Raw genomic sequence first — 24,697 nt, forward strand, 5'->3', positions numbered from 1 at the left:
TGACCTGAGAATAGAGGTTGTTGATGAGAGTTTTGCTGGTTATCGCAATGACGCTGCTGCTGAGCGGCTGCGGGAGCATTATCAGTCGCACGGTGCCAGGGCAGGGCCATGGAAATCAGTACTATCCCGGCGTGCAATGGGATGTCCGTGATTCCTCATGGCGCTACATCACGATCCTCGATCTGCCCTTTTCGCTGGTGTTCGATACGCTTCTGCTGCCGCTTGATGCCAGCCATGGCCCCTACAACTAATTAGCGTTCATCCCATTCATCGGCCGCAGCCTGGCCCTCTTCGGTATCGAGCGAGGGTTCAAGCTGAAATTCACCTTCATCCCATTCATGCAGCGTGTTCTCTTCCAGCCACTCCTGGCGCAGCTCAATCTCATCATAATCACCGTCAAAGACGCTTTGCGCAGCCTGGCCGCTGAGTACGGGCAGGCATTCTCCCTGCTGATCTTCGTCGGCAAAAAATTCTGCCTGCCAGGCAATATCACCGTCCTGAAGCACGTACTTCTGGATATTTAACTGCTCAATGCTGGCGCTTTCTTCGTCGCTGTCCGGATTATTAGCCAGAAACTCCTCGCGGGCTGCATCGATTGCTTCTTCGAGCGTGGCATAGAACATCGAATCCTTTGGCATGGCTAACCTCCTAAGAAGAATAGAAATGAATACGATTCAATCTATAGAAGGCGGTTGGCAATGCGTCAAGGAGGGAGCATTAATTTACCGAATGATTGCCGGAACCCGGATTGTCCGTAGCCCGCTGACGACGAACGCGGCCAAGGGTCAGAGTTGAGTAAACCGCGTTAAACAGCACCACAAATGCGGTCACCAGAAAGACCGCCCGAAAACCGTAGTTGGCGGAAACCGACGCGCCGATCAGCGGTCCAGTGACGTTACCGATATCGCGAAACGACTGGTTATAGCTGAATATTCTGCCCGAGATTTGGCTGGTCGAGTTATACACCAGCAGCGTCTGTACCGCCGGCAGCAGCGCGCCGTCAGCGGCGCCTAGCAGGAAGCGCAGGATCCCCAATTGCAGCGGCGTCTGGACGAACGACATAGGAATCAGGAGCAGGACTGAAATCACCAGCGCGACGATCAGGATCTTCTCCGGACCAATACGATCGCCGAGCTTCCCGAGGCGAGGGGCGCTAAGCAGGGCGGCAATGCCGGGGACTGAAGCTATCATACCGCTGATAAACGCAATATTACTTACGTTGCCAGCAAGATCGCGCACGTAAAGCGTCAGAATCGGAGCGATGGAACCGGTAGCGACCTGGATAATCAGTGATGTTACAAACAGGCTCAGCACCAGCTTTGGACTTTTAAGCGACGAAAAGACGTCTTTCGCGCTGAGCATCTCTTTTTTGCTGACCGCGACAAAATTCTCGCGGATGAGAAACAGGGTAAATAAGAAACAAATAAACAGTACGCTTGCTGTCATAAAGAAGACGGTGCGTAACCCCCAGTGGTCGGCCAGGAAGCCGCCAGCCAGCGGCCCCAGCAGCGCGCCGCTAACGGCCCCCGTAGAGAGGGTCCCCAGCGCCCAGCCGCTCTTATGGCGGGGGATTTGCGTTGCGATCAGCGCATTGGCGTTGGGAATAAATCCGCCGAGCAGGCCTAACAGCGCGCGCAGGATCAGAAATTGCCAGATATTCTGCGCCAGCCCCATGAGCAGCATGACGATAGCCATACCGAGGGCTGAGCGCAGCAGCATTATTTTGCGCCCTTTGCGGTCCGCGAGTCCGCCCCAGAAGGGAGAAGCTACGGCTGAAAATAAAAAGGTAATGCTGAAAACCAGCCCTGACCACATATTCAGGGCACTGTGGCCGGTGACGCCGAGCTGTTCAACGTACAAAGGGAGAAATGGCATCACCAGGCTAAAGGCCGCCCCGGTTAAAAAGCAGCCGAGCCAGGTGACGGTGAGATTACGTTTCCAGTTAATAGGGGTATCAGCAGACGACATAGGATTCCACTGGCCTGCAGCGCAGGTCAAATAATTGAAAATATGAGCATGCTAATTATGCGCCTGAGAAATGACTGCCGCAATGCAGGAGAGCTTTTAAAGCTAAAGGAGGGGACTAAACAAGGCGACATATCCCGCATCCGTGTTCAGATGCGGGATAACCAGGCGGAAAATGGAAAAGATTTAATAACGAGAAGGAACGCCTTCCGGACGCGTTTTAAAGCGGCGGTGCATCCACATATACTGCTCCGGCGCCATTAATATGCATTTCTCAACAACTTTATTCATCCACAGAGCGGTCGTCTCCGCATCGTCCAGCGGCGGATCGCACTCTGGCGGCAGGATGATCAGCTCATAACCTTTACCGTCGGGTTTACGGCGCGGAACGAAGGGGACGATGCAGGCTTTTGACATCTTTGCCAGCATCCAGGTGCCGGAGGTCGTCGCGGCCTGGTCAACGGCGAAAAACGGCACAAACACGCTGGCGGCGGGGCCATAGTCGTGGTCCGGCGCGTACCAGATCACTTCTCCCTTTTTCAATGCGCGGATCATACCCTTGAGATCTTTACGATCGATCATGTCTTTGTTGGAGCGCAGCCGTCCCCAGGTCTGTAGCCAGTCGATAACCGGGTTATCATTAGGGCGATAAACCCCGATACCCGGCTCATTGATGCCGAACATGCGGGCGCCCATTTCCAGGGTCAGAAAATGAATGCCAATAAGCAAAATGCCGCGCTTTTGCGCCTGTACATCGCGGATATGCTCTACGCCGATGGAGTCCGTCCAGCGCGCAATACGCTTCGTCGGCCAGAACCAGGCCATACCGGTTTCCATCAGCCCCATACCGACGGATTCAAAGTTTGCCACGACCATCCGGTGACGCTCTTGCTCGCTTTTATCAGGAAAACAGAGCTCCAGATTGCGATGGGCTATTTTGGCCCGGCGCTTCATTAGCCGCATGGCGATACGGCCAAGACCAGTACCGAGGCGATAAATCAGCGGATAAGGCAGCTGAACTACCAACCACAGCAGGCCGATTCCTAACCAAAGCAACCAGTAACGCGGGTGCAGCAACGCTGCGGAAAATTTAGGTAAATGGGTCATCTCATACCTGTTTAATTAAGCAACGTGTTCTATTATCGCATTTTTTTATGCCTCAGCCAAAATACCGGCCTCAGATGGCATTTAATGTTAATGCAAGCAAATATGGGTGAGAAAAATGTAGCGCAAAATGTAGGGATGTAAATTAAGCGTGTTTGCTATATGATGCCCGCCGTTTATTTTACTCATTGACTATGCCGAGCAGGTACACCATGCCAGTGTTACATAACCGCATTTCAAATGAGACGTTAAAAGCGCAAATGTTGGCTGAAACCGAGCCGCGCACGACGATCTCGTTTTATAAATATTTCTCTATTATTGACCCAAAAGCCACGCGCGATGCGCTGTGGATTGCGCTGACTAAGCTTAATGTCTTTGGCCGAATTTACCTGGCTCATGAAGGGATTAACGCGCAAATCAGCGTCCCGCAAAGCCGGGTCGATGCGCTGCGCGAATTCTTATACGGTTTTGACCCCGCCCTCAATGGGCTCCGCCTGAATATCGCTCTGGACGATGACGGTAAATCATTTTGGGTTCTGCGCCTCAAGGTTCGCGATCGGATCGTGGCGGATGGAATTGACGATCCGACATTTGATGCCACGGACGTGGGGGATTATCTGAAAGCCGCAGAGGTTAACGCGATGCTGGACGATCCCAATGCGGTCTTTATTGATATGCGCAATCACTACGAGTATGAGGTTGGCCATTTCGAGAACGCACTGGAGATCCCGGCGGATACTTTTCGCGACCAGCTACCAAAAGCCGTGGAGATGATGCAGGAACATAAAGATAAGAATATCGTGATGTACTGCACCGGCGGTATCCGTTGTGAAAAAGCCAGCGCCTGGATGAAGCACAACGGATTTACTAAAGTCTCGCATATTGAGGGCGGGATTATCGAGTATGCGAGACGCGCCCGCGAGCAGGGGCTGCCGGTACGCTTTGTCGGTAAAAACTTTGTCTTCGATGAGCGGATGGGGGAGCGTATCTCAGATGACGTTATCGCCCATTGCCATCAGTGCGGCGCTCCGTGCGATAGCCACACCAATTGCCTGAATGATGGTTGCCATCTGCTATTTATCCAGTGTCCTTCCTGCGCGGAGAAATTCGCCGGCTGCTGTAGCGAAGCCTGCATGGAAGAACATAAGCTGCCGGAAGAGGAGCAGAGAAAACTGCGTGCCGGACGGGAAAATGGCAATAAGATCTTTAATAAATCCCGCGGTCGTCTGAATACTAAGCTGGGGATCCCCGATCCTGAGCCGTCAGAAAAACCATAACCAGATAAGATCGATAAACGCCAGCAGCAGCCACAGCGCCAGGTAGATCATAAAATGTTCGCGGACGTTGTTAACCAGTAATTCAAACAGGCGACGCATCATCTCTCTCAGTTATTAACGGCCTCAAACGAGGCCGTTTCTTTTAGCGTAGTTGTGACGTTGGGCAGCGGGCAGTTATTTATTAAACCGCGCCAGTGAAAACGCAGATAGATCAAATCCAAAGGGTTCTTCAAGCGCGAACCGTGTGGCCAGTTCGCCTAAAACCGGAGCAAATTTAAAGCCGTGACCGCTCAGGCCGGTGATCAGCAGCGTATCCGGCTGGCCGGGTAGCATATCAATAATAAAGTCTTCGTCAGCAGTATTGTCATAGGTGCAGGATGCGCCGTGCAGGCAGCCGCCGATACCGGGCAACACGTTACGCAAGAAACTAAAAGATTCTGAACCGTCGGTTGCAACAGAGCCAAACGGCTTGCGCTCCTCCGGAGTGGAAATAAGCTGCCCGCCGTTATGCTTACCGATTTTTAATTCGTTATCTTCTGCCGGGAAACCGTAAAACTGATCGCCATTGGCTAACTCGCCGGTAAACGCCGGGAAGTTATTTTTGCTGCTGTAGCGACCATCGGCCTGAAACCAGGCGAAAATTTTACGTACCGGTTGGACAGGGAGTTCTGGCAACAAACGCGTAACCCAGGTACCGGCGCTGACAAGGAGTTTTTTGCCGCTGTACTCGCCGTCCAGCGTCTCAACGGTTACGCCGTCCGGTTGGTGGTGAATAGCAGAAACCAGGCAGTTGAACAATTGCGCAGCTCCCGCTTCGCGTGCCAGACGGATCCAGGTTTCAACGGCCAGTTCGCTGCGCAGTATCCCGGATGCGGGTTCAAATATCGCCCGGTAATCGTCAGGAATACGAATTTCCGGCCAGCGAGTCATCACTGTCTGCGCATCCATTTCTTCAATATTGAGCTGGAACTCGCGCGCGCTGCTGGCCACGTTGCGCAGAAAGTCGGAGTCGGCAGGCCCGAGGTTAATCACCCCTGTACGCTCAAAAACGGCTTCCCCACTGGCGGCGGCAAACTCATCCCATAGCTTCTGCGCGCGTAGTACCAGAGGGACGTATCTTTCGCCTTCGCCGTAAGCATGACGTATCAGGCGGGTGGTGCCGTGATGGCTACCTTCCTGATGCGGAGGCTGATGGGCATCAATCATCAGTACGTTAAGCCCTGCCAGGCGAGCATAATAGCCTGCGGCAGCGCCGACGGAGCCGCTACCGATAATGATAAGATCGTATTGCATGGTGAGTTCCAGGTTATTGCTTTATTAGCAGGGTAATTAACAACCTGCTGATATACAAGCCCGAAAATAGTTCAGGCACCCGAAGGTGCCTGTTAGGTGAATATTAAGACATTTTTGCTAAATCTTAATGCCTTCGATACTCATTTTCCTGGTATTCGCCTGATTCAATCTTCGCAATACCTGCTTCCAGAATAGAAATAAACTGACGTGCGACGTCCGTCGTTAGCCATAGCGTCTGGCCAATCTCTGCGTCTCTACTGCTTTCTTGAGCGGGGTTTTGGTAGTGCAGGCGCAACATCAGCGCATCGTAACTATCTACGGTGCTGATGTCCCATCCAACGAGGGGATGGGTCTGGATGACTTCATTATTCTTTTCCATCATAACCCCTTATTCATATGTTAAAAGACAACAGTTCTCGAGGTTTAATGCGTGTTTTTTGAAGCAAGTTAATTATATCAGCAGTCAAGAATAAACTCGAGAAATTAAATGAAAAAGAGATACATACGCTGCTGATTGCTGATTTTTTACGCAAACACAATTCAGTTATACGTTATTTTTGAAGGCGCTAAGCAAAAGCAATAGGGGAGAGTCTGAGTATCAAAAAAATAAAAAAGCCGGGGCGACCCGGCAAAAAGTTGCACAATGAGGGAGCAAATTTAATTGACTAGTCGCGGACAAACCAGTCGTCAGCGCTTTCCCAGGTTTCTTGCAGGATTTCGCTAATCCGGTCTTTGTCTTCTTTCAGGCCGCCGATAACCGACAGATTGTTATTAGCCGCGTAGCGAACCGTCACCTGGCTTGACGTCGAGGGGAACTGCTGTTCGATACGGCGGGAGAGTTCATTGTTCAGCGCATCTAAAGCGCCGTTGGGTAAGGCTGTCGATTTGGCGATAGAGACTTCAATACGCATAATTGCCCCCTGTGTAATGTACTGTTTATTTATACAGTATGGTTGTCGCATTTACAACAGGGGGAGAGGTATTTATTTCTTCATGCTCCAGCGCACGGTTTCTCCTGCCAGGAACGGCACCAGCGCGTCGCCAGGCAGAGCGATACTCTCTACCACCAGGCTCTCTTCGCGCACCAGCTCAACGTAGCCTTCATTGACCGGCAGACCATAGAAGCGAGGGCCGTTAAGCGAACAAAAGGCTTCAAAGTGCTGCAGGGCGTTCATCTCCTCGAACACCGTTGCGTAGCTGCCCAGGGCGGTCGGGGCGTTAAAACAGCCTGCACATCCGCAGCTGGCTTCCTTACGATGGCGGGCATGCGGAGCGGAATCAGTACCGAGGAAGGCGCGGTCAAAACCGCTGGCCACCAGTTCGCGCAGCGCCTGCTGGTGAATATTGCGTTTAAGGATCGGCAGGCAATATAGATGGGGACGCACGCCGCCAACCAGCATATGATTGCGGTTAAACATCAGGTGCTGCGGGGTGATGGTCGCCGCCAGCAGCTCATTGCCGTCGCGTACGTATTCAGCGGCATCTTTGGTGGTGATGTGTTCGAACACCACTTTCAGACCCGGCAGGCGCCGACGCAGCGGCTCCATGACGGTTTCAATGAACCGCGCTTCTCTGTCAAAAATATCGATGTCCGCGTGAGTGACCTCACCGTGCACCAGCAGGGGCATTCCCAGCTTTTCCATGCGCTCCAGTACCGGCATGATTGCATCAGTGCTGGTGACGCCGTGGCTGGAGTTGGTGGTCGCATTGGCCGGATAAAGTTTGGCGGCGGTGAAAACGCCCTCGTTGAATCCGCGTTCCAGCTCAGCAGGGTCGAGCGTATCCGTCAGATAACAGGTCATCAGCGGCGTAAAATCGTGGCCCGCCGGGATTGCCGCCATGATGCGCTGGCGATAGGCAAGGGCGGCTTCGACGGTGGTGACAGGGGGTACCAGATTCGGCATCACGATCGCCCGGCCATAAAACTCACTGGTGTAAGGCACGACGGTTTTTAACATATCGTCATCGCGCAGATGGATATGCCAGTCGTCAGGGCGGCGGATTTTCAATACCTGGGATTGTGCTGTCATGGAAGGCTCCGGCTAAATAGGGTCAGTCATCAGGGCTGTTTTTGCCGGGCACTAAGGATAAGCGTAAACGTTTTCCTTTGCATCAACTTCTGTAAAAAAACGGGCGCTTCTGCGCCCGAGCCGTTAGTTAGTGAACGGGATAATAATCTCACCCGGCTTAACCTCAATCCCTTTAGCATACTTTTTCGCCAACGCTTCGCCCGCACTGGCGTCTTCGCGCAGGACGTAGGCAGGCTGCTGATTGAAGTAGCTACGCAGCGACTGATTCAGGTAAGGAATGAGCGTCTGTACCACGGACTGCAGTTTTTCAGGTTGAACCTTTGCGTCCACCACCTCCATCTCCTGCAGGAAAATGGCGCCTTTCTCTTTGTTGAAGGTCGGCAGCGCTTTTAACTTCAGGTCAATGGTCGCTTTCTGGTTCCCGAATAGTGAATTCAGATCTAAATTAGCAACGCCGCTTAGCGTCACTTTATTGGGTTCTTCACGACCAATCGCGCTGGTCAGGTTTTGTAGTTCAATATGAGCATCCGCAACGCCGGGCAGGCCAATATCCTTGGCGAAGTGGTTACGTTTCTGCAGCGCCTGGTTGATCTCCTGCTCACTCACGGAATATTGCGTAAGCTGATTACAGCCGCTCAGCAGGCCGCTGACGATAAGCGCGGCCGCGATAAACATCTTTTTCATTGGATTCCTTAATGTCATGCCATGGGTTCATCCTGACACAAAGCAGCATGACCCGCCAGCGCAGGAGGTGCTAGCGGAAAAGACTTAAAAAGCGGGGGGAGGCAGCGAAGGACACTACCTTCCGCTGCCCTGAGCTTAAATAGCCATTGAGGAAAGCAGATTGATTTGCGTCTGTTTAGCCATATTGTCGCGATAGGCGGCCACGCGGCTCGGCCAGTTCACCCCGGCAACCAGCGTCAGATTCCGCAGGAGTGGGAAGAGATGAATATCATCTTCAGACAGCTCTCCGTTGACGGCGTTTGGCTGGACGATAAGTTTATCCAACGCGCGCAGATCGTCGCTGATGTTCTTAACCAGACCGGTAGAATGGGCGAGGTGATCGGCAAAGCTACCAATAGCCGCTTCCTTCTTATTCACAAAATAAGCGCGCGCCTCTGGGGTTGAGAATTCATCAAATGCGGATTTGGCGAAACGCGGGATCAACAGACGATTCGCGTAGACGTTGACCTTGCGCAGCCAGGTTTCAATAGCCGGGTTACGCGCTCCGGTCAGTAGCGGTTTTCCATCAAGTTTATCGACATAGTGCACGATATCCATGCTTTCTGGCATATAGCGACTATCGTCTTTTTGCAGGATGGGCGCCATTTTCTGGCCGATCATGCGGGTTGGGGTTGATTCATCATCGTTCAGGAGCGTGATCAGTTCGACAGGGATATTTTTCAGGCCGAAAATCATGCGGGCTTTCAGGCAGAACGGGCAGTGATCGTAGATATATAACTTCACGTTTCTCCTCCATTGTTGCTGAACTTCCTCAATTCAGTATGGAGGAGAAACGACGGTCCGGCAAATCAGGTGCGCGGCTCGAGCATACCGGACGTTGAACGTTTTGGACTGAACTGCCACCACAGAGCAACAAACGTCGCAAGACCGATCGCGCCCAGCATCAGCCACGGCAGCTCCGGCTGACCCGTGGCCTTACCGGCATCGAACAGCCAGCCGCCGCCTGCGTAGCCGAAAGCGCCGCCGAAGGCTAATCCCAGACGGCTAAAGCCCATATAGCTGCCGCGCGCTCTGGCATCCGCCAGCGAAGCGCCAAGCGTCTCGCGCGCAGGCTCGGCGATGATGGACCCGATATAAAACACGCAGATCAGCGTAAACAGCTGCTGCAGATTGCTGCTCAGGCCAATCGGCATCATTGCCAGCGTCATAATCAGCAGTCCGGCCATCAGCCGATGCTCAAGGCGAAACCGTTTTTCACTCCAGCGGGCAATCGGATAAAGCAGCGTCAGTGAAATGGTGGCTTCGATGGCATACATCCATTTTACCGCCGCCGGAGAACCCGCAATATCGTTAACCATAATCGGCAGCATTAACATGACCTGTACTGCCAGCATGTAATATCCGGTTAGCGTCAAGACGTAGGTGACAAATCGTTTGTCACGCAGCACGCGGCCCAGCCCTTCACGAACCGGCGTTTTAACCGTTGACAGCTTCCAGGCCGGGAGATACCAGGCATTGAACGCCGCGCAGGCGATAAACAGGGCCGCTCCAGCGCTGCACACCAGACGAAAATCATACTGCAGCAGCCAGCTACCCAGCAGCGCGCCGATCACCGCCCCGGCGCTGTCCTGCATCATCAGAATGGAGAAGAAACGCCCGCGCTGGTGTGGGCGAACCAGCTTAACCACCAACGCCGCCCGCGGGGGATCGAACAGCGTGCCGCCGAGACCGGAGAGTATGCAGGATAACCACAGGACCCATGGTTCATGGGCGACGGCCATCGCGGCGAAACCGGCAGCTCGCATCAGCATGCCGGTGACGATCATCGGTTTGGCGCCAAAACGGTCGGCAATCGCACCGCCGAATATCCCTAAACCTTGCTGCACCAGTTGACGCAGCCCGAGCGCAATGCCGACCATTAGCGCGGCCCACCCCATCTGATCGACAAAGCGAATAGAGATGAGCGGGAACACGACGAAAAAGCCGAGTACGACCAGCATGTTATCAACTAACAGGAAATATTTACCCAGGCTCCTTGCCTGCGATACGCGGGACATTTCCCCTCCCGGGAAAAATAAGAATAAGCTCTGATATTTTGCGGGGTTAATGGCTATTTTCCCAGCTAACTCGCGACAATATTTTTTTATCAAAATGCAAGAACGATAGAGGCTATTCATCGAAAAGCAGAGATGGTGCAGAAAATGGTATGTTGCTGTTTTCACACATCCCTGCAGGACAGGTATAGTAAAGTCAGCAAGTATTGCGTCAGGGGAACAGGAGAGGGGAATGTTTGGCTATCGCAGTAACGTACCGAAGGTGCGTTTGACGACGGATCGGCTGGTGGTGCGGCTGGTACACGATCGTGACGCCTGGCGTCTGGCCGATTACTACGCGGAAAATAAAGGGTTCTTAAAACCCTGGGAACCAGTGCGCGACGACAGCCACTGTTATCCTTCCGGCTGGCAGGCGCGTTTATCGATGATTTCGGAGTTTCACAAGCAGGGTTCGGCATTCTATTTTGCGCTGCTGGACCCCGAAGAAAAAGAGATTATCGGCGTGGCGAATTTTTCGAACGTGGTGCGCGGATCGTTTCATGCCTGCTATCTCGGTTACTCTATCGGAGAGAAATGGCAAGGGCAGGGGCTAATGTTTGAAGCGCTGACGTCGGCAATTCGCTATATGCAGCGCACGCAACATATCCATCGCATAATGGCAAACTATATGCCGCATAATCAGCGTAGCGGCGATTTGCTGGCGCGTCTGGGTTTTGAAAAAGAGGGTTACGCCAAAGATTACCTGCTCATTGATGGGCAGTGGCGCGATCACGTACTGACGGCGTTGACGACACCGGACTGGACCCCGGGTCGCTAAGGAGACATCATGAAATATCAGTTAACCGCGCATGAGGCGCGAGTCATTGGCTGTCTGCTGGAAAAGCAGGTCACCACGCCGGAGCAGTACCCCCTGTCGGTCAACGCGGTGGTGACCGCCTGTAATCAGAAAACGAACCGTGAACCGGTGATGTCGCTCAGCGAAAATGACGTGCAGGAGCTCCTCGATACGTTAGTTAAGCGTCATTTTTTGCGTACGGTAAGCGGTTTCGGCAATCGGGTGACCAAATATGAACAGCGCTTCTGCAACTCTGAATTTGGCGACCTGAAATTAACTCCAGCGGAAGTGGCAATTATTACCACGTTGCTGCTGCGCGGGGCGCAGACGCCCGGAGAACTGCGCGGGCGGGCGCAGAGAATGCATGAATTCAGCGATATGGCAGAGGTGGAAAGCGTCCTCGAAAATTTGGCTACGCGAGACGACGGCCCCTATGTTGCACGTCTGCCGCGGGAACCCGGGAAGCGTGAAAGCCGCTATATGCACCTGTTCTGCGATGATATGGATTCGCTGATTACCGCCGTTGAAGCCGTTTCGCCGGCGGGTGACGATCTCCAGGCCCGCGTTGAGGCGCTGGAAGCGGACGTCGCTGAACTTAAAGCGCGTCTGGATTCACTGCTGCCTCATTCAGGAGATTAAGCATGTCGGCGAAACTACGCATCGGCGTCGTTGGTTTAGGTAGCATTGCGCAAAAGGGCTGGCTGCCGGTGCTGGGAGCAGCGGATGGCTGGACGCTACAGGCGGCGTGGTCGCCGGGAAAAGAGAAAGCGCTGCGCATCTGTGAAACGTGGCGTATCCCCTATGCGGATACTCTGGAACAGCTGGCGGCGCAGTGTGATGCTGTATTCGTCCATACTTCAACGGTTTCACATTATGAAGTGGTTAGTCGGTTACTCAATGCCGGAGTTCATGTCTGCGTTGATAAACCGCTGGCCGACAAGCTTAGCGATGCGGAGACGTTGGTTGAGCTGGCGGCCCGCCGCCGTCTTACTCTTATGGTCGGATTTAATCGCCGCTTCTCCCCTCTCTATCGCGAACTTAAAGCTCAGCTCGGTAACGCGGCTTCGCTGCGGATGGATAAACACCGTAGCGACAGCGTGGGCCACGATCTGCGCTTTACGCTGCTGGATGACTATCTGCATGTCGTCGACACCGCACTATGGCTGGCGGGCGATAAAGCCCGTTTAAACGGCGGTACGCTGCTCACGACGGCCCAGGGTGAAATGCTTTATGCTGAACATCATTTCAGCTGCGGGATGATCCAAATGACCACCAGTATGCACCGCCGCGCTGGAAGCCAGCGGGAGTGGGTGCAGGCGGTAACCGACGGTGGATTATATGAAGTCCGTGATATGCGGGAGTGGCAGGAGGAGCGGGGGCGCGGCGTGATCCAGCGTCCGGTCCCCGGCTGGCAGACCACCCTTGAGCAACGAGGATTCACCGGCTGCGCCCGGCATTTTATCGAATGCGTGCAAAATCAGACGGTTCCTGAAACCTCCGGCGAACAGGCGCTGCTTGCTCAGCGTATCGTGGAGAAACTCTGGCGCGAAGCAATGAGCGAATAACCCGTTGTAACAACTGGCAGTAGTAATTCATTATGAACCCGGTAGACTATCGCCACTTTCCAGCGCCCGCCTGAGCGGGCGTTTTACTCCGGGGTTGTGGAATAACACGTTAATGAATCTTTTAAAATCACTGGCGGCCGTCAGTTCGATGACCATGTTTTCGCGCGTGCTGGGTTTTGCGCGCGATGCGATTGTGGCGCGTATTTTTGGCGCAGGGATGGCCACCGACGCCTTCTTCGTTGCTTTCAAACTTCCGAATCTATTACGGCGTATTTTTGCTGAGGGCGCGTTCTCACAGGCTTTTGTGCCGATTCTGGCGGAATATAAAAGCAAGCAGGGTGAAGATGCGACCCGGGTTTTCGTCGCCTATGTTTCGGGGCTGCTGACGCTGGTGCTGGCGCTGGTGACCATCGCTGGTATGCTGGCGGCACCGTGGGTGATCACCATCACCGCGCCGGGATTTGCCAATACGCCCGAAAAGTTCGCCCTGACCACTCAGCTCTTGCGCATCACTTTTCCCTATATTCTGCTGATCTCCCTGGCTTCACTCGTGGGCGCCATCCTGAATACCTGGAACCGCTTTTCGGTGCCTGCTTTTGCTCCGACTTTCCTGAACGTCAGCATGATTGGTTTTGCGCTGTTTGCCGCGCCCTACTTTAATCCGCCGATGCTGGCCATGGCGTGGGCGGTGACGGTTGGCGGTATTTTGCAGCTTGCCTGGCAGCTGCCGCATTTGAAGAAAATCGGCATGCTGGTGCTGCCGCGAATCAACCTCAAAGATGCTGGCGCGGTGCGGGTGGTGAAACAGATGGGGCCGGCGATCCTCGGCGTCTCGGTTAGCCAGATTTCCCTGATCATCAATACCATTTTTGCCTCGTTCCTCGTCTCCGGCTCGGTGTCATGGATGTACTATGCCGATCGCCTGATGGAGTTTCCATCCGGCGTGCTGGGCGTGGCGCTGGGGACCATTCTGCTGCCTTCTCTGTCCAAAAGTTTTGCCAGCGGCAATCACGACGAATACTGCCGTTTGATGGACTGGGGATTGCGCCTGTGCTTTCTGCTTGCGCTACCGAGCGCCGTGGCGTTAGGGATACTGGCCAAGCCGCTGACGGTCGCGTTATTCCAGTACGGAAAATTTACCGCCTTTGATGCCGCGATGACTCAGCGCGCGCTGGTCGCTTATTCCGTTGGCCTGATGGGACTCATTGTGGTGAAGGTACTGGCTCCCGGCTTCTATTCGCGTCAGGACATTAAAACGCCGGTGAAAATTGCCATCGTCACGCTGATCATGACGCAGGTTATGAACCTCGCCTTTATTGGTCCGCTAAAGCATGCCGGTCTGTCATTGTCGATTGGCCTGGCGGCCTGCCTTAACGCCGGGCTGCTCTACTGGCAGCTGAGGAAACAGAAAATTTTCACCCCTCAGCCCGGCTGGTTCCTGTTCCTGCTGCGCCTGGTGATTGCCGTCATCGTGATGTCTGCGGCGCTGCTGGGCGTGATGTACCTGATGCCGGAGTGGTCGCAGGGGACGATGCCGTTCCGCCTGCTGCGTTTGATGGTAGTCGTGGTAGCGGGTGTCGTCGCCTATTTCGCGACGCTGTTGCTGCTGGGCTTCCGCGTCAAAGAGTTTGCTCGCCGCACGGTCTGAGTTCTCTTCCTGACACAAAAGCCGCCCTGTATTGCCAGCAGGGCGGCTTTTTTTTACCTGACGGTTCGTTGCGCCGAAACGACCCTCGCGCTTTCTATCAGGCGGATGCCGAGGGCGATAGCGCCGGTAATGACGGCGAGAGTCACTACACCGCTCCAGCCTGCTATCACATACAGTTTGCTTCCCAGCACTGAGCCGAGCGACATTCCGATAAACACGCCGGTAAACAACAGCGCATTGAGACGACCGCGCGCCTGAGGCTCCAGACCATACACCAGGTTCTGGTGCGCCACGAGGCTGGATTGCAGTCCAAGGTCAAAACCGACGGCCGAGATGGCAATCAGGATCAGCTGGCCATGCGGCGGTAGCGCAGGCAGCAGAAACATCAGGGCAAAAGAAACGGTAACCAGCGCCGCGCCCATTTGCGTGACTTTTTCGGCTCCGAATTTATCGGCCAGGCCGCCAGCCAGCGGGGCGGCGAGCGCCCCGGCAGCGCCTGCAATACCAAAGCCGCCGGCTACCGCGCTGCCCATTTGATAGTGCGCCAGTAACATGACCGCCAGGGTGGACCAGAATGCGCTGAAGGCGATAGAGAGGAACCCCTGGGCGAATGCGGCGCGACGCAGTGCCGGATAGCGTTTCCACAGGTGGGCCATCGATTTTATCAGCTGCGGATAAGTCAGGTTTGAGTGAATTTCAAAGCGCGGCAGCACGCGCCACATCAGCAGACCAATCAGTGCAATACTGACCGCAGCGGCCTGATACATCACCCGCCAGCCGAATAGCGCACCCACCAGCCCGCTCACCGTCCGTGACAGCAGGATCCCCAGCAGCAGGCCAGTCATGACCGTACCCACCATTTTCCCTTGTTTACCCGCAGGAGCCAGAATCGCGGCAGCTGGTACGATATCCTGCGCCATTGTCGCAGCCATCCCGATCAGCAAACTAACCATCAACAGAGAGGTGAGCTGACCGGTAAGGCTGCAGAGCAGCAACAGGACCGCCAGCGCGGCGCTTTTCATCAGGATCAGCTTTCTGCGATCGTGACGGTCGCCAAGCGGTAGAAGGAAAAGTATACCCAGCGCATAGCCCGCTTGAGTCAGGGTCGGAACCAGACCCATACCCTCAACGCTCAAATGCAGGTTTGCTCCCATTAGCGGCAGCAGCGGCTGCGCGTAATAGATAGCGGCAACGCTGAAGCCTGCGCCGAGCGCAAGGATAAAAATTACCCAGCCGGCTGCGCGGGAGGTGAGTGGTGTCGGTGTCATGAATGATTCCTCTTAGAAGCGATGGCGCTATTTTTCCCGTAATGAGGCTGGCGCGGTAGATAGCCCGGTGGTAAAACGGTTATACGCTAAACGTATAGGCAGAATAAAAATGAAGAAGCAGGAGCGTATAGATCGTATCGAATTGATGCGTACGTTCATTCGGATTGTCGAAGCCGGGTCTCTCTCCGCTGCGGCGGTCCAGATGAACACGACCCAGGCGACGGTAAGTCGACGACTCCAGTCGCTGGAAGGGCTGCTCGGCGCAAAGCTGATCCTGCGTACCACCCATGCGATGAAGCTGACCGATGACGGCGAGCGCTGTTACCAGCATGCCCGACAGATCGTCGATGCGTGGCTGGCGCTGGAAGACGACCTGCGCATCACCGATGACCGTCCGGTGGGGATATTAAGGGTACGGGCGCCGCATGCGTTTGGTCAGCAGCAGCTGCTGGGGCCGCTGGTGGACTTTCTGCAGCGCTATCCCCAGCTATCGGTCGAATGGATGCTGAATGATAAAAACGTGGATTTCCTGAGCGATGGCATCGACTGCGCGATTCGCGTGGGGGCTGAGGTGGATCCGGCTACGGTGTCGGTCCTGCTGGCCGAGGTGCCGCGCAGCGTAGTGGCATCGCCGTCGCTGCTGGCGAACTATCCGCCGTTAACCGAGCCGCAGGAGATGTCGCTGCTGCCCTGGGTAGCCATCAGCACGTTCTATCAGCATGAGGTGATGCTGCAATCAGAGGTGGATGAGCAGCTTACAACCTTTAGCATTGCTCCGTGCCTGAGTACCGACAGCGTACATGTCGCCCGCAATACCGCGCTGGCGGGGCTGGGCGCGGCGATTGTTTCGAGCTGGGCGGTAGCGGAGGATATTGCCGCCGGGCGGCTGGTGGAGCTATTCCCGCAGTGGCGTGCCTCTCCGCTGCCGGTACATCTTGTCTATCCCTGGGCACGCTATTATCCGACGCGGTTGCGTAAGTTTCTCGATTTGATGCGCGAGGTTATGCCGCAGATTGCGGGGATGCAGCGACCGGAAGGGGAATAAAAAAAGACCGGCCGCTGGGGCCGGTCTGGTAGGCGTTACTCTACGGGCTGCGGACGGGTAGGCCCGGCAGCGGCTTTATGGGTCGCGCTATGGCCACCAGCAGCGCCCTTACCGTCAAAATCAAAGCTCGGGCGAACCCAGTCGCTTTGACGAGGCGCTTCAGGGACGTAGTCTGGCGCAGGCGCGCGGGTCATCGGCGCGGTGGCGTGACGATTGGCGACCTTAACGACCGGCACAGTCGTGACAACAGGTTGAGTCTTCACTACCGGCTCTGCCGCCGGTGCCGGCTCAACCACCGGTTCGGAGACGACAGGCGCTTCTTCAACAGCGGCCGCGGCTTCTTCAACCGCAGCAGGTTCAGCGACCGCTGCTTCCGGCTCGACAGCCTCTTTCGCCACGACGTCGACAGCTTCTGCGACAACCTCTTCGGCGACGGTTTCATCAGCCTCGGCAATCAGCTGCGGCTGTTCATCAACCGGTGCGGCGATAGCTTCCGGGTGCGTGGTTTCGACAACCGGAGCTTCAGGTTCGTTCATCATCGCCACAGGCTCAGAGATGACGACCGGCTCAACAACGCGCTCTTCAACTACCTCCGGGGCAACCACTTCAGAGACAGCCGGTTCAACGGCGGCCGCAGGGGTGATAACGGGGTCAACCGCGGTGGTAGCGAACTCCTGTACCTGCGCTTCTTCTTGCTGCTGGTCCTGCGGGCGAACGACAGGGTAACGGATCCACACTTTACCAGATGCCATTTCCGGCGATGCGCAGGCTACGGTCAGCGGCATCGGGGATTGCGTCGGGTAACGCTCATCACGGTAGCGACGACGGCGTTGGCCGCTTACGCGCAGGTGACGAGGGGAACGGCGCGAACGACGCGGCATACCGTTAGCTTCGCGTGCTTCGCCAGTATCGTCATGTTCCGCAGCGGTTTCAACAACTGCCGGCAGGTCGACTTTCGCCAGTTCCGTGCGCGGAGCTGCGGCCTCGGGTTGGACGGCTGGCGCTTCGATGACCTGAGGCGCGGCTACCGGCTCGACAACCTGCTCAGCGGCAGCAGATTCAATACGTACCTTCTGCGACAGCTGGCGCGGCTTGCGGCGCGGCATGGTCTGCACGCGTTCTTCCTGCTCGCTATCCTGTACGACCGGTTCTTCACGAGTTTGCGCTTTAGCTTCCTGCTGAACCTGACGCTTCTCGTCGTTACGACGGCGATTGCGTTCACGGCGCGGCGGTTGATCATCGCGAGCTTTGCCTTTATCGCTATCTTCTGCCGTTGTCTGGCGGATGTCGCGAGGTTCGACGTTCTGCTGCTTCTCGCGGCGGTTACGGCGGTTTTCTTCGCGAGATTCACGAACTTCGCTATTCTCGGCACGATTGTCGCGGTTGTCACGATTATCGCGGTTATCCCGATTATCGCGGCGGTCGTTGCGATCGCGGCGGTTGTTGGCGCGCGGTTTGCGACGTTCCTGCTGGCGCTCGGATTTCTCCTCCGCTTTTTTCTCAACCTGGACTTCAGCCGGCTTAGTTTCTTCTGCGCCGGAGAAGATATTTTTCAGGGCGCTGAAGAAGCGTGCAACCAGACCCGGCTGCGCTGGCGCTGCCGACTTAGGTGCGGAAGCGGCTGGTGTTCCGACGGCAACCGTAGCTTTAGCAGGCTCTTGCTGAGCCGGCGCTGGTGGGGCATCAGGCATGACAAAAGCGGCCAGCGCCGGTTGCTCCGGAAGTTTACGCTCGGCCGGCTCTTCATCAGAAGGCATAGCCATCTCTTCTTCGTGCAGTTTCGGCAGCAGATAGCTCAGCGTGGAGGTCTCTTCACCCTTACGTACGCGCAGAACGGAGTAGTGCGGCGTTTCCATCTGATCGTTTGGCACGATGATGACGCGTACATCGGCCTGGCGGGTTTCAATGGCGCTTACCGCAGCACGTTTTTCGTTCAGGAGGTACGAAGCAATCGGCACCGGAACGATAGCGTGAACTTCTTTAGTGTTCTCTTTCAGCGCTTCTTCTTCGATCAAGCGCAGAATGGAAAGCGACAGCGATTCGTTATCGCGTACGGTACCCGTTCCGCTACAGCGCGGGCAGACGTGATGGCTGGACTCGCCAAGCGACGGGCTCAGACGCTGACGCGACATCTCCAGCAGGCCAAAGCGTGAAATGTGGCTGATCTGGATGCGCGCTCTGTCCTGGCGTACGGCTTCGCGCAGGCGGTTTTCTACCGCACGCTGGTGACGTACCGGGGTCATATCGATGAAGTCGATAACGATCAGACCGCCGAGGTCGCGCAGGCGCAGCTGGCGAGCAATTTCATCGGCCGCTTCCAGGTTGGTGTTAAACGCCGTTTCTTCGATGTCGCCGCCGCGGGTAGCACGGGCGGAGTTGATATCGATAGCGGTGAGCGCTTCGGTGCTGTCGATTACGATAGAACCGCCAGAAGGCAGGCGCACTTCACGCTGGAAAGCGGATTCAATCTGCGACTCGATTTGGTAGTGGCTGAACAGCGGAATTTCACCGGTGTACAGCTTGATTTTGCTGCTGAAATCCGGACGCCCAAGAGCCGCGATATGCTGGCGCGCCAGCTCAAGCACTTTCGGGTTGTCGATAAGAATTTCGCCGATATCCTGACGCAGATAGTCGCGGAAAGCGCGCACAATCACGTTACTTTCCTGATGGATCAGGAACGGAGCAGGGCGGCTTTCAGCGGCTTTCTGGATGGCTTCCCAGTGCTTCAGGCGGAAGCTTAAGTCCCACTGCAGCGCTTCGGCGGATTTGCCGACGCCAGCGGTGCGAACGATAAGTCCCATGCCATCCGGCAGCTCAAGGCTGGCCAGCGCTTCTTTCAGCTCGGTACGATCGTCACCCTCGATACGGCGTGAAATACCGCCAGCGCGTGGGTTATTCGGCATCAGTACCAGGTAGCTGCCCGCCAGGCTGATAAAGGTGGTCAGCGCGGCGCCTTTATTGCCGCGCTCTTCTTTATCAATCTGCACAATCACTTCCTGACCTTCACGCAGCACGTCCTTGATGTTAGGGCGGCCGTGGGAACTGTAGTTGGCAGGGAAGTATTCGCGGGCAATTTCTTTAAGAGGGAGGAAACCATGACGCTCGGCGCCATAATCAACAAACGCGGCTTCGAGACTAGGTTCAATACGAGTGATTTTGCCTTTGTAGATGTTCGCTTTTTTCTGTTCGTGCCCGGGGCTTTCGATATCCAGGTCGTACAGGCGCTGCCCATCAACAAGGGCGACGCGCAACTCTTCCTGCTGAGTTGCGTTGATTAACATTCTTTTCATCGTAACTTACTCATTATTCTTACATTGACGACTAAGCTACGGGCAGAGTAACGCCTTACCGGGGGAAACCGATGGCCTCGTGTCTGTTTCACGTCGCCAACCTCACGGTTGTCGCGCGCTTAAGAGGCGCAGAGTGTCGGTCGCCTGTATTTCAAACGGAAACACAGCGCAATTATCAGGGGAACTGCCTGGGATGTATCACCAGAGAAGATTCCATTTATACCCATCGTTTTTCAAGCAGCAGGCGTGGCGGCTTAACCTGCTCATTCTAATCATTTGATCGAAATGAGCGCCGGGATATCCCAGTGTGAACGCCTTCCTGCGACGTGAAATCCATAGAGCCTGTACCGGTAAGGACTGCAACCCGCAGCCCGCTAACTGTCTGAAAGATCAATACGTCTTACGCCATTGCTGCGTTGATGATCGGTCAGACAAAATTGGTCATTCCGCTAATTTCTTGTTCTAACAAGTTTCAGCACGGAAAACGGCATCATTATTCCATTGCTAAGCTCGTTATAGCAAGTTGACTTTCACCTTTTATCACCCGGTTACCCACAGTTTTTTCACCCGCGTATACGGATTGTTCTAATAACAAACAAAACGATGATGAAGCATGCGGCGAAAACCGGATGATAATAAATATAAGCATATAAAAATGAGTGGCGCTAATGCGTCGGGCTATTTAGAATCGCGCACCATGAAAACTGAGATCCCAAGCGTAAAAATGGTTGCCATTGCTGATGATGAAGCAGGGCAACGTATCGACAACTTTTTGCGTACGCAGCTGAAGGGCGTACCAAAGAGTATGATTTATCGCATCTTGCGAAAAGGCGAGGTGCGGGTCAATAAAAAGCGCGTCAAGCCTGAGTATAAGCTGGAAGCCGGCGACGAAGTGCGCATTCCGCCGGTCCGCGTCGCGGAGAAAGAAGAAGAGGCGGTCTCTCCCCACCTGCAGAAAGTTGCTGCGCTGGCCGATGTGATTTTATATGAAGACGATCATATTCTGGTGCTTAATAAACCTTCCGGGACAGCGGTACACGGCGGCAGCGGGTTGAGCTTCGGCGTGATTGAAGGTCTGCGCGCGCTGCGCCCGGAAGCGCGCTTCCTTGAGCTGGTGCATCGCCTCGATCGCGATACCTCTGGCGTTCTGTTGGTCGCCAAAAAGCGTTCCGCGCTGCGTTCCCTGCACGAGCAGCTGCGCGACAAAGGAATGCAAAAAGACTACCTGGCGCTGGTGCGCGGGCAGTGGCAGTCCCACACTAAAGTGGTGCAGGCTCCGCTGCTGAAGAATATTCTGCAGAGCGGTGAACGCATCGTGCGGGTTAACCAGGAGGGGAAACCGTCGGAAACGCGTTTTAAAGTCGAAGAGCGTTATCCCCATGCGACCCTGGTGCGCTGCAGCCCGGTAACCGGCCGTACCCATCAAATCCGCGTGCATACCCAATATGCCGGTCACCCTATCGCTTTTGATGATCGCTACGGCGACCGGGAATTCGATAAGCAGCTGTCAGGCACCGGCCTTAACCGGCTGTTCCTGCATGCGGCGGCGCTGAAGTTTACGCATCCGGGGACAGGGGAAGTGATGCGTGTTGAAGCGCCTTTAGATAACCAGCTTAAGCGTTGCCTGCAGGTTTTACGTAACACGAAGTGATACGGACTTGCTCAGGGCTTGAGCCACTTATCAAGCCAGGGGAACACTTCATCCTGCTGTTCTTGATAAAAGACGTGGCCCAGTTCCGGCCACGTTCTGGTCTCCAGCTTATCCTGCGCGTTCTGTGACGCCCATACGTTATGCACCTTAGCGAAGGCGTCATTAACGGCTGCAGCGGGAAACAGCTTATCCTGCCCTCCGCTATAAATCAGCATCGGCCTGGGCGCTGCAATGCTGGCGATGTCGGGAATATCAAGATGTCCGGCCAGGCCCGGATGAAGCATATAAAACGCCGATTGACCGCGCAGAACGTTGTTGCCTGGCTGCATCAGGCCGTTCCAGGTACCGAACCAGGAGATCGCGGCAGTGGCGGCGACTTTGTCAGACAGGGCGGCCAGTTGCCAGGCGCGAAAACCGCCCATTGAAAAACCCAGTACCCCGATGCGTTTATTATCAACCTCTTTTAACGTACTGACGAAATCCACGGTTCGCAGATCTTCATAGGCGACTTCCCCTGCCAGCGAGCGCCCAAGGTTAAAATAGTTACTGGCCAGCGCCTGCTGCTGCTCGTAGGTCATGGGGCCGCGATCCCCCCAGCCCGGGCTATCAATGGCGATGACAACATACCCGCGCTGCGCCAGCTCATCGCCGATGAACCGACCGCTGAAAAATTTATCTGCCCATGCCTCGGCGCTGGCCAGGCGTGCGGCATCCCGCAAAGGACGAATCAGTTTCTCCTTGCCTATGTCAAATTTTGAGCCATGGTCGTGCAGCAGGACAATGGCCGGGTGAGGGCCTGCTGATTTGGGCGTTAACATCAGAGCGGCAATCCGGTTTTCATCTGTGACGTTAAATGCCAGTTTCTCGGCGCGATAGGTGCCCCGATCTTCGCTCATCAGCGTTTGTGGGGTGAACGGGCTTGCTGATGTCGGCGTTAGCAGGGATTGCCGAAGCAGCGTGCGGGCGTGCTCTCGCCATTGATCGAAATGACGATACTTTCCAGAGAGCCACGAGTCCGGATACGTCATCTGCGCTTTCAACTGTTGCCAGGAGGCGGGTAAATTGCCTTCTACGACGCCCTGGCGCTGCCAGTCGCTCGCGTTGACGCTGGCGGCGGCCAGCAGGGTGAGGGTCAAAAGCGTAGCGCGAAAAGGCATAGTGGCTCCATTTTTAAAATAAAACGTTGTTTTATTATTTTAATGGTGCGGCAAAAATAAACTGTGACAGGTAAGGCATTACTGTTGTGGGGGAGTACGCGTTGAACTGCTGCGTGGCGTTAAACAAACTCGACGCGGATGGATCTGTGACTTAAGTTATTGATAAACGGCGTTATGGCATCGGGAAAAACACACCCTCTCCGATGCCATGCGTCATTATGTTCAGGTGAGCAGGGGATTGAATCCTTCCCGGCGCAGCATTTGACATAACGCGATGAGCGGTAAACCGACCAGCGCGTTAGGATCGCGGCCCTCGAGTCTCTCGAACAGCGTGATGCCTAATCCTTCGCTTTTGAAACTGCCGGCGCACTGCAGCGGATTTTCTTTGCGGATATAGCTTTCAATTTCCCGATCGCTTAAATGGCGGAAGTGGACGTCAAAGGGTTCACATTCAGTTTGTAGATGACCCCTGGCAGAGTTATATAGCGCGAGGCCGGTGTAGAACGTGACGATGGTGCCGCTGGCCTTTCTCAACTGGCGATGGGCGTTCTCTTCGGTATGCGGTTTGCCGGTAATTTCACCGTCCAGGACACAAACCTGATCGGAGCCTATAATGAGGTGCTGCGGATAGCGTGCGGCGAGGGCCTGCGCTTTTGCCTGCGCCAGACGCATCACCAGCTGGCGGGCGGGCTCGCCGGGCAGCGGGGTTTCATCTACGTCCGGCGCCGCGCATTCAAAAGGCACCGACAGCTTTTCCAGCAGCATTCGCCGCCAGGGCGAGGTTGACGCGAGGATCAGTTCAGACATATTTTTTCATCCACATATAGCGCTTCGCAGAGCATCATTTTAAACTATGCGCCGCAATGTGTGCGAATAAATGGCAAAAGGCAACCTGAGGCTGCCTTTTTCTTTGACTCTATGACGTTACAAAGTTAATATGCGCGCCCTATGCAAAAGGTAAAATTACCCCTGACTCTCGATCCGGTTCGCACGGCTCAAAAGCGCTTAGATTACCAAGGTATCTATACCCGTGATCAGGCTGTGCGCGTCGCTGATTCTGTTGTCAGCGTGGACAGCGATGTGGAATGCAGCATGTCGTTCGCTATTGATAACCAGCGTCTTGCCGTTTTAAGCGGCGATGCGACGGTGTCGGTAACCCTCGAATGTCAGCGTTGCGGGAAACCGTTCCCCCATCATGTTCACACAACGTATTGTTTCAGCCCCGTCAGAAATGACGAACAGGCCGAGGCACTGCCGGAAGCGTATGAGCCGATTGAGGTTAACGAATTCGGTGAAATCGATCTGCTGGCGCTGGTTGAAGATGAAATTATCCTCTCCTTGCCTGTAGTTCCGGTGCATGATTCTGAACACTGTGAAGTGTCCGACGCGGACATGGTCTTTGGTGAACTGCCTGAAGAGGCACAAAAACCAAATCCATTTTCCGTATTAGCCAGCTTAAAGCATAAGTAATTGAGGAGTAAGGTCCATGGCCGTACAACAGAATAAACCAACCCGTTCCAAACGTGGCATGCGTCGTTCCCATGACGCTCTGACCGCAGTCACCAGCCTGTCTGTAGACAAAGCTTCTGGTGAAAAACACCTGCGTCACCACATCACTGCCGACGGTTTCTACCGCGGTCGCAAGGTTATCGCTAAGTAATCACGCATTACTCCATGGATTTCGCGTTGCAAGAAGACGCAAGCGAGAGAAGCGCCGGGAGCATAGCTCACTATGTGACTGGTGTGAACGAGCGCAGTCAACGCACTTGCAGCGCGAAAGACGAAGAGTAAAAGCGTGATGAAGCTTAGTGAGGATCTCCCCGGGTAACTG

Annotated in this window: 25 protein-coding genes; 10 read left to right on the forward strand and 15 right to left on the reverse strand. The window is 55.0% G+C overall.

All coding sequences use genetic code 11. The features are described 5' to 3' along the window. Positions 1-23: 23 nt before the first annotated feature. Complete coding sequence (locus tag KO1_RS10500; protein ID WP_004112143.1) at positions 24-251, forward strand: YceK/YidQ family lipoprotein; 228 nt, start codon at positions 24-26, stop codon at positions 249-251. Here KO1_RS10500 and KO1_RS10505 read toward each other — a convergent pair whose 3' ends face one another. From KO1_RS10505 to KO1_RS10515, 3 genes are all read right to left on the reverse strand, one after another. After that, positions 252-638, reverse strand: a complete 387-nt coding sequence (locus KO1_RS10505; protein WP_004101030.1) for a MysB family protein — start codon at positions 636-638, stop codon at positions 252-254. 79 nt (positions 639-717) lie between these two features. Further along, positions 718-1,968 (reverse strand): multidrug efflux MFS transporter MdtG, encoded by a 1,251-nt coding sequence (mdtG, locus tag KO1_RS10510; protein ID WP_004101031.1) that lies wholly within the window; start codon positions 1,966-1,968, stop codon positions 718-720. A 183-nt stretch (positions 1,969-2,151) separates the two neighbouring features. After that, positions 2,152-3,072 (reverse strand): Kdo(2)-lipid IV(A) acyltransferase, encoded by a 921-nt coding sequence (locus KO1_RS10515; RefSeq protein ID WP_004101033.1) that lies wholly within the window; start codon positions 3,070-3,072, stop codon positions 2,152-2,154. 209 nt (positions 3,073-3,281) lie between these two features. Here KO1_RS10515 and trhO point away from each other — a divergent pair, with 209 nt between their 5' ends. Then, positions 3,282-4,346 carry an oxygen-dependent tRNA uridine(34) hydroxylase TrhO gene (gene trhO / locus KO1_RS10520; protein WP_004101035.1) on the forward strand — a complete coding sequence of 355 codons (1,065 nt, stop codon included), beginning with the start codon at positions 3,282-3,284 and terminating at the stop codon, positions 4,344-4,346. Here trhO and KO1_RS27135 read toward each other — a convergent pair. From KO1_RS27135 to mdtH, 8 genes are all read right to left on the reverse strand, one after another. Continuing rightward, positions 4,332-4,445, reverse strand: coding sequence for a YceO family protein (locus KO1_RS27135; RefSeq protein ID WP_004101037.1), 114 nt, complete (start codon positions 4,443-4,445; stop codon positions 4,332-4,334). The genes trhO and KO1_RS27135 overlap by 15 nt on opposite strands. Positions 4,446-4,520: 75 nt before the next feature. After that, entirely contained in the window at positions 4,521-5,639 is a 1,119-nt protein-coding gene (gene solA / locus KO1_RS10525; RefSeq protein WP_004112147.1) for an N-methyl-L-tryptophan oxidase, read from the reverse strand. Positions 5,640-5,763: 124 nt separating this feature from the next. Then, on the reverse strand, positions 5,764-6,018 hold the full coding sequence (bssS, locus tag KO1_RS10530) for a biofilm formation regulator BssS (protein ID WP_004101039.1): 255 nt from the start codon (positions 6,016-6,018) through the stop codon (positions 5,764-5,766). A 286-nt stretch (positions 6,019-6,304) separates the two neighbouring features. Beyond that, positions 6,305-6,550, reverse strand: coding sequence for a DNA damage-inducible protein I (dinI, locus tag KO1_RS10535; RefSeq protein WP_004101040.1), 246 nt, complete (start codon positions 6,548-6,550; stop codon positions 6,305-6,307). A 72-nt stretch (positions 6,551-6,622) separates the two neighbouring features. Then, positions 6,623-7,669, reverse strand: a complete 1,047-nt coding sequence (pyrC, locus tag KO1_RS10540; protein ID WP_004101042.1) for a dihydroorotase — start codon at positions 7,667-7,669, stop codon at positions 6,623-6,625. Between the two features lie 123 nt (positions 7,670-7,792). Continuing rightward, complete coding sequence (locus KO1_RS10545) at positions 7,793-8,353, reverse strand: lipoprotein (protein WP_004101044.1); 561 nt, start codon at positions 8,351-8,353, stop codon at positions 7,793-7,795. A 135-nt stretch (positions 8,354-8,488) separates the two neighbouring features. Next, positions 8,489-9,136, reverse strand: a complete 648-nt coding sequence (grxB, locus tag KO1_RS10550) for a glutaredoxin 2 (RefSeq protein ID WP_004101046.1) — start codon at positions 9,134-9,136, stop codon at positions 8,489-8,491. Between the two features lie 65 nt (positions 9,137-9,201). Further along, on the reverse strand, positions 9,202-10,410 hold the full coding sequence (gene mdtH, locus KO1_RS10555; protein ID WP_004112151.1) for a multidrug efflux MFS transporter MdtH: 1,209 nt from the start codon (positions 10,408-10,410) through the stop codon (positions 9,202-9,204). A gap of 229 nt (positions 10,411-10,639) precedes the next feature. Between mdtH and rimJ the strand changes: the two genes are divergently transcribed. The 4 genes from rimJ (at position 10,640) to murJ (ending at position 14,455) form a co-directional block, all read left to right on the forward strand. After that, the gene (rimJ, locus tag KO1_RS10560) at positions 10,640-11,224 is read left to right on the forward strand and encodes a ribosomal protein S5-alanine N-acetyltransferase (protein WP_004101049.1); all 585 of its coding nucleotides are present in this window, start codon (positions 10,640-10,642) and stop codon (positions 11,222-11,224) included. Between the two features lie 9 nt (positions 11,225-11,233). Next, positions 11,234-11,881, forward strand: coding sequence for a YceH family protein (locus KO1_RS10565; protein WP_004101051.1), 648 nt, complete (start codon positions 11,234-11,236; stop codon positions 11,879-11,881). Positions 11,882-11,883: 2 nt separating this feature from the next. Continuing rightward, positions 11,884-12,807: a Gfo/Idh/MocA family protein gene (locus KO1_RS10570; protein WP_004112153.1), complete on the forward strand. Its 924-nt coding sequence runs from the start codon at positions 11,884-11,886 to the stop codon at positions 12,805-12,807. A gap of 112 nt (positions 12,808-12,919) precedes the next feature. Beyond that, positions 12,920-14,455 carry a murein biosynthesis integral membrane protein MurJ gene (gene murJ / locus KO1_RS10575; RefSeq protein ID WP_004101058.1) on the forward strand — a complete coding sequence of 512 codons (1,536 nt, stop codon included), beginning with the start codon at positions 12,920-12,922 and terminating at the stop codon, positions 14,453-14,455. A 53-nt stretch (positions 14,456-14,508) separates the two neighbouring features. Here murJ and KO1_RS10580 read toward each other — a convergent pair whose 3' ends face one another. Beyond that, positions 14,509-15,723 (reverse strand): MFS transporter, encoded by a 1,215-nt coding sequence (locus tag KO1_RS10580; protein WP_004112155.1) that lies wholly within the window; start codon positions 15,721-15,723, stop codon positions 14,509-14,511. Between the two features lie 109 nt (positions 15,724-15,832). Here KO1_RS10580 and KO1_RS10585 point away from each other — a divergent pair, with 109 nt between their 5' ends. Further along, positions 15,833-16,768, forward strand: a complete 936-nt coding sequence (locus tag KO1_RS10585; RefSeq protein WP_004112158.1) for a LysR family transcriptional regulator — start codon at positions 15,833-15,835, stop codon at positions 16,766-16,768. A 35-nt stretch (positions 16,769-16,803) separates the two neighbouring features. Here KO1_RS10585 and rne read toward each other — a convergent pair whose 3' ends face one another. After that, entirely contained in the window at positions 16,804-20,058 is a 3,255-nt protein-coding gene (gene rne / locus KO1_RS10590) for a ribonuclease E (RefSeq protein WP_004112161.1), read from the reverse strand. A gap of 697 nt (positions 20,059-20,755) precedes the next feature. On the opposite strand from rne, the gene rluC reads away from it, so the two are divergent. Then, entirely contained in the window at positions 20,756-21,709 is a 954-nt protein-coding gene (gene rluC / locus KO1_RS10595) for a 23S rRNA pseudouridine(955/2504/2580) synthase RluC (protein WP_098992436.1), read from the forward strand. Between the two features lie 11 nt (positions 21,710-21,720). Here rluC and KO1_RS10600 read toward each other — a convergent pair whose 3' ends face one another. Both KO1_RS10600 and KO1_RS10605 read right to left on the reverse strand, forming a co-directional pair. After that, the gene (locus KO1_RS10600; protein ID WP_004101071.1) at positions 21,721-22,866 is read right to left on the reverse strand and encodes a dienelactone hydrolase family protein; all 1,146 of its coding nucleotides are present in this window, start codon (positions 22,864-22,866) and stop codon (positions 21,721-21,723) included. Between the two features lie 222 nt (positions 22,867-23,088). Then, positions 23,089-23,673, reverse strand: coding sequence for a Maf family protein (locus KO1_RS10605; RefSeq protein ID WP_004101073.1), 585 nt, complete (start codon positions 23,671-23,673; stop codon positions 23,089-23,091). Between the two features lie 141 nt (positions 23,674-23,814). On the opposite strand from KO1_RS10605, the gene yceD reads away from it, so the two are divergent. Both yceD and rpmF read left to right on the forward strand, forming a co-directional pair. Beyond that, a complete protein-coding gene (yceD, locus tag KO1_RS10610; RefSeq protein ID WP_064406926.1) occupies positions 23,815-24,336 on the forward strand; it encodes a 23S rRNA accumulation protein YceD in 522 nt (173 codons plus the stop codon). A 16-nt stretch (positions 24,337-24,352) separates the two neighbouring features. Further along, positions 24,353-24,526 (forward strand): 50S ribosomal protein L32, encoded by a 174-nt coding sequence (gene rpmF, locus KO1_RS10615; RefSeq protein WP_004101077.1) that lies wholly within the window; start codon positions 24,353-24,355, stop codon positions 24,524-24,526. Positions 24,527-24,697: the final 171 nt, after the last annotated feature.

Origin of the sequence: Klebsiella oxytoca NBRC 105695 (assembly GCF_001598695.1) — a bacterium.
Classification (GTDB): domain Bacteria; phylum Pseudomonadota; class Gammaproteobacteria; order Enterobacterales; family Enterobacteriaceae; genus Klebsiella; species Klebsiella oxytoca.

What these genes read in the sequence shown, in the direction of transcription:
- KO1_RS10605 (WP_004101073.1), bottom strand. Translation starts at nt 23,673, where the DNA reads ATGTCTGAACTGATCCTCGCGTCAACCTCGCCCTGGCGGCGAATGCTG.
- KO1_RS27135 (WP_004101037.1), bottom strand. Translation starts at nt 4,445, where the DNA reads ATGCGTCGCCTGTTTGAATTACTGGTTAACAACGTCCGCGAACATTTT.
- pyrC (WP_004101042.1), bottom strand. Translation starts at nt 7,669, where the DNA reads ATGACAGCACAATCCCAGGTATTGAAAATCCGCCGCCCTGACGACTGG.
- mdtH (WP_004112151.1), bottom strand. Translation starts at nt 10,410, where the DNA reads ATGTCCCGCGTATCGCAGGCAAGGAGCCTGGGTAAATATTTCCTGTTA.
- KO1_RS10545 (WP_004101044.1), bottom strand. Translation starts at nt 8,353, where the DNA reads ATGAAAAAGATGTTTATCGCGGCCGCGCTTATCGTCAGCGGCCTGCTG.
- rimJ (WP_004101049.1), top strand. Translation starts at nt 10,640, where the DNA reads ATGTTTGGCTATCGCAGTAACGTACCGAAGGTGCGTTTGACGACGGAT.
- yceD (WP_064406926.1), top strand. Translation starts at nt 23,815, where the DNA reads ATGCAAAAGGTAAAATTACCCCTGACTCTCGATCCGGTTCGCACGGCT.
- rpmF (WP_004101077.1), top strand. Translation starts at nt 24,353, where the DNA reads ATGGCCGTACAACAGAATAAACCAACCCGTTCCAAACGTGGCATGCGT.
- murJ (WP_004101058.1), top strand. Translation starts at nt 12,920, where the DNA reads ATGAATCTTTTAAAATCACTGGCGGCCGTCAGTTCGATGACCATGTTT.
- KO1_RS10565 (WP_004101051.1), top strand. Translation starts at nt 11,234, where the DNA reads ATGAAATATCAGTTAACCGCGCATGAGGCGCGAGTCATTGGCTGTCTG.
- KO1_RS10570 (WP_004112153.1), top strand. Translation starts at nt 11,884, where the DNA reads ATGTCGGCGAAACTACGCATCGGCGTCGTTGGTTTAGGTAGCATTGCG.
- KO1_RS10515 (WP_004101033.1), bottom strand. Translation starts at nt 3,072, where the DNA reads ATGACCCATTTACCTAAATTTTCCGCAGCGTTGCTGCACCCGCGTTAC.
- rluC (WP_098992436.1), top strand. Translation starts at nt 20,756, where the DNA reads ATGAAAACTGAGATCCCAAGCGTAAAAATGGTTGCCATTGCTGATGAT.
- dinI (WP_004101040.1), bottom strand. Translation starts at nt 6,550, where the DNA reads ATGCGTATTGAAGTCTCTATCGCCAAATCGACAGCCTTACCCAACGGC.
- KO1_RS10500 (WP_004112143.1), top strand. Translation starts at nt 24, where the DNA reads ATGAGAGTTTTGCTGGTTATCGCAATGACGCTGCTGCTGAGCGGCTGC.
- KO1_RS10585 (WP_004112158.1), top strand. Translation starts at nt 15,833, where the DNA reads ATGAAGAAGCAGGAGCGTATAGATCGTATCGAATTGATGCGTACGTTC.
- trhO (WP_004101035.1), top strand. Translation starts at nt 3,282, where the DNA reads ATGCCAGTGTTACATAACCGCATTTCAAATGAGACGTTAAAAGCGCAA.
- mdtG (WP_004101031.1), bottom strand. Translation starts at nt 1,968, where the DNA reads ATGTCGTCTGCTGATACCCCTATTAACTGGAAACGTAATCTCACCGTC.
- solA (WP_004112147.1), bottom strand. Translation starts at nt 5,639, where the DNA reads ATGCAATACGATCTTATCATTATCGGTAGCGGCTCCGTCGGCGCTGCC.
- rne (WP_004112161.1), bottom strand. Translation starts at nt 20,058, where the DNA reads ATGAAAAGAATGTTAATCAACGCAACTCAGCAGGAAGAGTTGCGCGTC.
- KO1_RS10580 (WP_004112155.1), bottom strand. Translation starts at nt 15,723, where the DNA reads ATGACACCGACACCACTCACCTCCCGCGCAGCCGGCTGGGTAATTTTT.
- bssS (WP_004101039.1), bottom strand. Translation starts at nt 6,018, where the DNA reads ATGGAAAAGAATAATGAAGTCATCCAGACCCATCCCCTCGTTGGATGG.
- KO1_RS10600 (WP_004101071.1), bottom strand. Translation starts at nt 22,866, where the DNA reads ATGCCTTTTCGCGCTACGCTTTTGACCCTCACCCTGCTGGCCGCCGCC.
- KO1_RS10505 (WP_004101030.1), bottom strand. Translation starts at nt 638, where the DNA reads ATGCCAAAGGATTCGATGTTCTATGCCACGCTCGAAGAAGCAATCGAT.